Below are 7868 nucleotides of genomic sequence, written 5' to 3'. Positions count from 1 at the left end.
GGGTGTTTGACCGTCTGTCTCTGGTAAGCTTGCTGGATACGATGGTTCGGCTTCAGAGCCAATCATGAACCGCCGTGGTACGGAACCGTATGCCCGGTGGTGTGAGAGGACGGGGGAGGTAACTCCCCCTCCTACTCGATCTGGTACCGCCTCTCCTGAACAGTCCTGACTTAAAAGTGACGCATTTTTGTCACCTCTTCTCCATAGAGTGTCGTGTACAACCACACGTGTAACGACAGAAGAGGCAAACATGACATTCCAGAAGTCACTCCTTACGGCAGCCATCCTCGCATCCACCCTGGGCCTGATGGCCTGCGACGGTGATGATGGCGACGATGGCAGCGCGGGTTCGCCCGGCACCAGCCAGACCCTGATCGAGTTGAATACCCTCGGTACCTATGCAAGCGGTGCTTTTGATGAAGGCGCAGCGGAAATCGTGGCCCACGATCCGGCCAACCAACGTCTGTTTGTCATCAATGCCAACGATTCAACCGTGGACGTGCTGGACATCCAGGACCCGGAGATGCCGCTCAAGCTCAGCACCATTGATGCCACGGCCGAAGGTGCTTCCGCGAACAGCGTGGCGGTATACGGCGGTTTCGTGGCTGTCGCCATTGAAGCCAATGTCAAGCAGGACAACGGCAAGGTAGTGTTCTATAACAGCACCGACCTGAACAAGGTGGGTGAAGTAGAGGTGGGCGCCCTGCCGGATATGCTGACGTTTACTGGCGATGGCCAGAAACTCCTGGTGGCCAACGAGGGCGAACCCAGTGATGACTACAGTGTTGACCCGGAGGGCTCCGTTAGCATTGTTGACCTGTCCAACGGCGTGGCTGCGGCGACGGTAACCAGGGTCGGGTTCGCCAGCTTCAACGGTCAGCAGGCCGAGCTTATGGAGCAGGGCTTGAGAGTGTTTGGGCCGGGCGCCACCCTGGCCCAGGATCTGGAGCCGGAATACATCGCGATCTCTATCGACGGTAAAAAAGCCTGGGTCGCGATGCAGGAGGCAAATGCCGTTGCCGAACTGGACATCGCGGCCGGGGAAATTACCGCCATTATTCCGCTGGGCTTCAAGGATCACAGCATCATCGGCAACGAATTGGATGCTAGCAACGACGATAGCGGTATCAACATTCGCAACTGGCCGGTGAAGGGTATTTACCATCCGGATGCCATGACCAGCTACGGCTTTAACGGAAAAACCTATTACATCACCGCCAACGAGGGTGATTCCCGTGATTACGACGGCTTCAGTGAGGAATTCCGCGTCGCCGACCTGACGCTGGATGCCACGGCCTTCCCGAACGCCGCCGAGCTACAGGAAGACGCTAACCTGGGACGCCTGAACGTTACATCTACCCTGGGTTTTGCCAATTCCTGCGCGCCTAGCGATCCGGCCAACGTTACTCTCATGGGCGGAGAGTACGACCGTAGCTATGTGGAGAACAACTGTGTCTACAATGAGCTCTACGCCTACGGTGCGCGATCGTTTTCAATCTGGTCGGAAACCGGCGAGAGGGTCTTCGACAGCGGCAGTGAATTCGAGCGCATTACCGCGAGCCTGATTCCGGACAACTTCAACAGCAATAACGACGAAAACGCGTTCGACAACCGCTCCGACGACAAGGGGCCAGAGCCTGAGGCGGTCACCGTGGGTACCATCAATGGTCAGACCTTTGCCTTTATTGGCCTTGAACGGGTCGGGGGCATCATGGTCTATAACGTGACCAATCCGCAGAACCCGGAATTCGTCCAGTACCTCAATAACCGCGATTTTTCTGCCTCCCAGACCGATCTTGAGAATGGCATGGCCGGTGATCTCGGGCCCGAGGGACTTGCTTTTATCGCTGCTGACGACAGCCCCAATGGCAAGCCTATGTTAGTGGTGGGTAACGAGGTGAGTGGTACGACCACTCTGTATGGTATCGATGTGATTGAACTGGCCGCTGACTGACCGTCGTCGTGGTAAGGAAAGCCGGAGCGGGAGCTGCCCGATCCGGCTTTATACGTTCTCTCAGCCTTGGGAAACCGTCGCCAGTGGTGGAACCTGCTGATGCAGGAACCATTTTTCGGTGACGACCTTGCGGGTGAACCAGTGGGACCGCATCAGGGTACTGGCCAATGGCATTTTTACCCAGTCAGGCACTTGCCAGCCCCCATCCTGAGGCATGGCGCGATTACCAAAACGGCTGGCAATAGCTTCGCCGTAGGCTTGTAGGGCCTGGGCGGAATAATCCTCCTGGTCGCGAATAATGTCTGCCGCCATCAACGCGGACTCTATGGCAGGGCGAATACCCTCGCCGCTCTGGGTGTAAGCCAGGCCAGCAGAATCACCAATCAACAGCAGGCCGTCATCGGCCAGTGGTCTCTCCGCGTGGGCGTATAGCAGGTAGGCATGACCTTTGAACTTGCCCGGTAAATCGGCCGGTATGCGTCCTTCGGTTTTCATCTCCTCCACGAAAGCATTGAGGTGCTCGGTCAGTTTGTGATTGTCTTCCCGACCAAGGCCGATATTGAGGAAATTACCTTTTCGGAACACCCAGGCGTAGCCCTTCAGGTCACGGCAGAACCAGAGCTCGGGGGTGTCGCCACGGGCTTCGCACACCTCGGCCTGTTGAGGCGTCATCTCGAATTCCACCTCTTTGGCTGCCACCACGACTTCGTGGCTGCCGGGGCCGTCTCCCATCAGCTTCGCCACTGGGCAGAAATGGCCCCCGGCACCTACGATCAGGGGCGCCTCCCAGGTATCGTTGATCACCCAGTTGCCATCGCGACGAACAATGGACTTGACCGGTGTATTCAGTTGCTTCGGCACGGTTGTCCTGTCCAGAAGAAACGCATCGAATTCGCAGCGCCGTATGCCGTAACTGACAGTGTCACCGTGGTCATTTTCCACCGCCGATTGTCCCATCATGCCTATACGGAACCGCCGGATGGGCTGGAGGGTTCGCCCGGTGCCGTAGTGGTTGATGTCGATGTCGAGACTGTCCATCACCGCGGGGGTAACCCAGCCGGCGCAGGTCTTGTCCCGAGGGAAGTCCTTCTTATCGATCACCAGAATGCGTTTGCCAGTGTCCTGAAGTGCGTGGGCGAGGGTAGAGCCTGCAGGCCCGGCACCCACGATAATCAGGTCGTAGTAGTCCATGATTATGCCTCCGGAGCTGCGGGGGACGAATAGATATCCTGGCGGTTTTGTGGCAGTTGGTTGTTCCCGCCATGGGTGAAGACCACCTGGAACAGTTGCAGTGACCCGGCCCGGAAGGCGGCTATGGAGCCGGCGAGGTACATTTCCCAGGCCCGGGCAAAGTGCCCGTCGTACATCTCTGTGACCTTGTCCATGTTGCTTCTGAACCGTTCCATCCAGTGGGTGAGCGTCTGGGCGTAGTGCAGTCTGAGGTTTTCGACATCCAGCACCGAAAAGTCGCTGTGTTCGCAGATGCTCATGAACTCAGAGATACTCGGTGGGTAAGCACCCGGAAAGATGCGTTTCTCAATCCAGGCGTTCATCAGCATGGGCCGGTTGCGGCCGATGCTGTGCAGTAACGCCAGGCCGCCCGGCTTCAGGGAGCGACTGATCAGCTCCGACAGCGCCTGGTAATTGTCCGTGCCGACATGCTCCAGCATGCCGATGGACACAAAGGCATCGTATTGGCCGCTGATATTGCGATAGTCATCTTCAACGTATTCAATCAGGTGGTCCAGCTGCTGACGTTTGGCTTCTTCCCGGGCGTACGTCAGCTGTTCTTTCGAGATGTTGTAGGAATGCACCTTCACGCCGTAGTTCCTGGCCATATATCGCGCCAGACCACCCCAGCCACAGCCGGCTTCCACAACCGTCATGCCGGGTTTCAGCCGTAACTTGCGACAAACGTGCTCCAGCTTGGCCAATTGGGCCTGTTCCAGGGTCAAATCCGGCGTTTCGTAATAGGCGCAGGTGTACTGCATTTCGGCATGGTCCAGCCAGAGCCGGTAAAACTCGTTGCCCAGATCGTAATGGTGGTGAATGTTCTCCCTGGCTTCAGAGACGCCGGTTGAGCGAGGGTTGTGGTTGCGCCAAAGGGCTTCCAGCCATTTGGGCCATTTCTGTCTGGCGTTGTGAATTGAGCGGTAAAGTGTCTCCATCAGCTCCGAAAGATCGCCATCTACCTGCAGCCTGCCTGCGCTGTACAGGTCCCCAAAAGCAAGGTTGGGGTTGGTGACCAGCGTAAACAGCGCCTTGGGGTCTGTCAGTTTGAGCGTAAAGCGGGCATTGCCCTCTTCGGGGTCAATGAATTCATTGTTCCATAACTGGAACCGTAGCGGTGGTGACCCGGCCATGCGCATCAGCTTGGCGATCAGCCAGCGCTCATAACTGTGAGGCTCACGGTCTGCCTGCTGCTCTTCCAGGGGCAACGTCAGGACGTGAGGCCTGTTCTCCGGTCGGTCGTTGGTGGGCGCTGGGGTCTTCCGGGCGGTGCTTTGGCTCATGGATACATATCTCCCTTTTTCAGCTGGTTAATCACGGACTGACGTCGGCGGGTTTGGCCGACAGTGATTCAGCATCAGGGCGTGTCCCGATATCACAACTGAGAATCGCCTGCTTCGTCTTCAGTATAGAAAACAAGCGTGTTTTGTCATATCCCCCACCACACACCAAAGAATGGAGGGTTGCTATTGGGGCAATAGGTAAAAGGGGTAAAAGCGGGAGTGGCGGGCGAAAAAAACCGGGGCTGCAAGGCCCCGGTTTATCGGTGTGCTGTGGGCTGGCGCCGACGTCAGTAGGTCGAACTCATGCCAAACCATTCCGGGAAAATGACGATCATCGCCAGCACCAGTACCTGCATCAGGATAAACGGTAGTACCCCTTTGTAGATATCGGTGGTCTGCACACTGGGTGGTGATACACCCTTGAGATAGAACAAACTGAACCCGAACGGGGGTGTCAGGAAGCTGGTTTGCAGGTTCATGGCAATCAAAATCGCGAACCACAGCATGTTGATGCCCATGGCTTCAGCCACCGGCGCCAGGATTGGCACGATGATGAATGAAATTTCCACGAAGTCGATGAAGAAGCCCAGTACCAGGATGACCAGCATGGCCAGGATGATGAAGCCCCATTTTTCGCCGGGAAGCTGCAGTAGCCATTCTTCCAGCAGATAATCGCCACCGGTGTAGCTGAACACCATCGAGAATGCGGTTGCACCCACCAGGATGGCGAACACCATGGCGGTGACCTTGACCGTGTCCTTTGAGGCATCCCACACCATCTTGAAGGAGAACTGGCGGTAGATGATGGCCAGCACCACGGCACCGACACCACCGAGCGCTGAAGATTCCGTGGGGGTGGCAATACCGGCAAAGATGGAGCCCAGCACGACGATGATCAACGCCAGCGGCGGGATAATGGCCAGCAGCGCCGCGCGGATTTCCTTGCCTCGAGACAGGCCACTGTCATCCGGCATGGCAGGGCCGGTTTCAGGCTTGAAGCGAGTGAGAACAAGGATGTAGATGATGTACAGACCGACCAGCACCACACCGGGGATCACGGCTGCCCTGAAGAGGTCGCCAACCGGGAGTCCGAGCACATCGCCAAGGATAATCAGGATAATCGAAGGCGGTACGATCTGGCCCAGTGTACCGGAAGCACAGATAGTGCCCGTAGCAAGCCGCTTGTCGTAGTTATGGGCCAGCATTACGGGGAGAGAGATCAGACCCATGGCTACTACACTGGCACCGACAACCCCCGTCGATGCCGCAAGCAAGGCACCCACCAGGATGGTGGAAATGGCCAGGCCCCCTGGCAAGCCACCGAACAGTCTGCCCATGGAGGTCAGCAATTGCTCGGCCAGCCGCGTGCGTTGCAGAACCACACCCATGAAGATGAACAACGGCACCGCCATCAGTACCGTGTTCTGCATGACGCTCATGATGCGATAAGGCATGAAGGCGAACAGATCCATGCCTTCGGCATAGATCCCGAAAAACAGAGCAACCCCGCCAAAGGTAAAGGCAACCGGGAAGCCCAGCATCAGCAGGAGGAGGGCCGCTCCGAACATAATCATACCGATCATGCGAGACCCTCCGCGCCGTGCTTGGGCTCATAGGTCTTGTCGCCTGAAATAACCCGAATTGCGAAGGTCACCATGTTGAACCCGGCGATGCCGGTAAACACTGCGGAAATCGGAATCACGCTCTTGATCACCCAGCGATGGGGCAGTCCGCCGGGGTCTCCGCTACCTTCACCCATGCTGTAGGACTCAACGGCGAAATTGTAACCGTAGTTCCAGATCAGATAGGCGAAGGGGATAACAAAGAGGACGGCGCCAATGATGTTGACCCAGGCTTTGGTTTTGTCACTCCAGCGGGTGTAGAAAACGTCCACGCGAACATGGCCGTCCGTGCGCAATGCGTAGGGAATGCCAAGCAGAAACACGACAGAGTACAGGTGCCACTCCATCTCCTGCATACCGATCGAAACCTCATTGAAAGCGTAGCGGGCCACCACGTCGTAGAAGACGTTGCCGGCCATCAGAATCATTGCGGCGCAGGCCACCCAACCACAGAAAATGGACAAGTAGGCCAGGCCCTCGTCCAGCTTGATAATCCAACGCATTGATTGTCCTCCGCCGGGAAGCCGGCGATTTTCAATTGCTATAAACGACAAAACCGGGATCACTGCTGGAGCGATCCCGGCTCAGTTACTGCCGATATGTTACTCGACTTCTGCCATCGTGTTCAGGTAGGCCCGCTCGGAGATGTCCGTGTAGGCCCGGCTCTTCTCAAGATATTCCTGTTGGGACTCTACAATCTTTGCGGCTTGCTCATTGTTTGCCGCGGCTTCCTTCAGGAGCTTTTCATTGGCCTCGTGCATGGCCTGGAAGATCTCCTCAGGGAATTTCTTGATCTGTACGTTGGGGTACTCTTCCTTGATGTTGGCCCAGGCTTCCGCGTTTGCGTGCTGAGAATGAACCAGCATGTCATAGGAGGCTGTGCGCATGGCGACGCGCATAATTTCCCGCAGGTCTGCTGGCAACTTTTCCCATACCTTCTTGTTCACCAGGAACTGCAGCTCCGTAGCGGGCTCGTGCCAGCCGGTGTAGTAGTAGTCCGCAATTTGCTGGAAACCGAGACGCAGATCCAGGGAAGGACCAACCCACTCAACCGCGTCAATGGTGTTGCGCTCCAGGGCTGTGTACAGCTCGCCCGGTGGGATGTTGGTTGGATTAACGCCTACTTCCGCAAACACCTCACCGGCGAAGCCGGGGATGCGCATCTTGAGGCCTTGAAGGTCTTCGAGAGTGTTGATTTCCTTGCGGAACCAGCCGCCCATCTGCACGCCGGTGTTACCGCCCGGGAACGACAGCATGTTGTGAGGTTCGTACACCTCCTGCATCAGTTCCATACCACCACCGTGGTAGAACCAGGCGTATTGTTCCATCGCGTTCATGCCGAAAGGCATGCTGGTGAAGAACAGGGTGTTGGGTACTTTGCCTTTCCAGTAGTAGGACGCAGAGTGTCCCATGTCGTACTGACCGGCCTTGACCATATCAAAGACGCCGAAGGGCGCTTTGTGCTTGTTTGACGAGTCGATGCGGACCTTCAGGCGGCCGTCGGACATTTTTTCGACAGTTTCAGCGAACCGTTTGGTGGTGTCACCGAAAATCGGGAAGTTGGGCCCCCAGGTTTCAGCCAGGCGCAGGGTAAACGTGTCTTGAGCGAGAGCCTGTGTGGAAGCAAAGGTAGTTGCTACAGCCAGCACAGCCGCGGATAGAACAGAACGGATCTTCATTGCTCTTCTAGCCTCTTTTGTCGTTGTTGTGTTGAGAGCCTCTCCCTCTGTCAGGGAAAGTAACTCCTAATTCTAGTTCAAGTTATCAACAAACGTTAAG

Annotated in this window: 6 protein-coding genes; 1 reads left to right on the top strand and 5 read right to left on the bottom strand. The window is 56.6% G+C overall.

Going from position 1 to position 7868, the window contains the following annotated elements; translation table 11 throughout:
• The first annotated feature begins 250 nt into the window (after positions 1–250).
• Positions 251–1954, top strand: coding sequence for a choice-of-anchor I family protein (locus tag AC13D2_RS07485; RefSeq protein ID WP_300498296.1), 1704 nt, complete (start codon positions 251–253; stop codon positions 1952–1954).
• 60 nt (positions 1955–2014) lie between these two features.
• Here AC13D2_RS07485 and AC13D2_RS07480 read toward each other — a convergent pair whose 3' ends face one another.
• The 5 genes from AC13D2_RS07480 to AC13D2_RS07460 all read right to left on the bottom strand — a co-directional run bounded on the left by AC13D2_RS07480 (position 2015) and on the right by AC13D2_RS07460 (position 7768).
• Positions 2015–3145: an NAD(P)/FAD-dependent oxidoreductase gene (locus AC13D2_RS07480; protein ID WP_286811483.1), complete on the bottom strand. Its 1131-nt coding sequence runs from the start codon at positions 3143–3145 to the stop codon at positions 2015–2017.
• A gap of 2 nt (positions 3146–3147) precedes the next feature.
• Positions 3148–4467, bottom strand: coding sequence for an SAM-dependent methyltransferase (locus tag AC13D2_RS07475; RefSeq protein ID WP_286811482.1), 1320 nt, complete (start codon positions 4465–4467; stop codon positions 3148–3150).
• Between the two features lie 287 nt (positions 4468–4754).
• Entirely contained in the window at positions 4755–6050 is a 1296-nt protein-coding gene (locus AC13D2_RS07470) for a TRAP transporter large permease (RefSeq protein WP_007154199.1), read from the bottom strand.
• A complete protein-coding gene (locus AC13D2_RS07465) occupies positions 6047–6592 on the bottom strand; it encodes a TRAP transporter small permease subunit (RefSeq protein WP_286811481.1) in 546 nt (181 codons plus the stop codon). Before AC13D2_RS07465 ends, AC13D2_RS07470 begins: the two co-directional genes overlap by 4 nt.
• Before the next feature lie 99 nt (positions 6593–6691).
• Positions 6692–7768, bottom strand: coding sequence for a TRAP transporter substrate-binding protein (locus AC13D2_RS07460; RefSeq protein WP_286811480.1), 1077 nt, complete (start codon positions 7766–7768; stop codon positions 6692–6694).
• Positions 7769–7868: the final 100 nt, after the last annotated feature.

The organism is Marinobacter sp. B-12 (assembly GCF_056857915.1).
The sequence above is the reverse complement of the archived record's forward strand: the minus strand, read 5'-3'. Positions and strand labels throughout refer to the sequence as shown.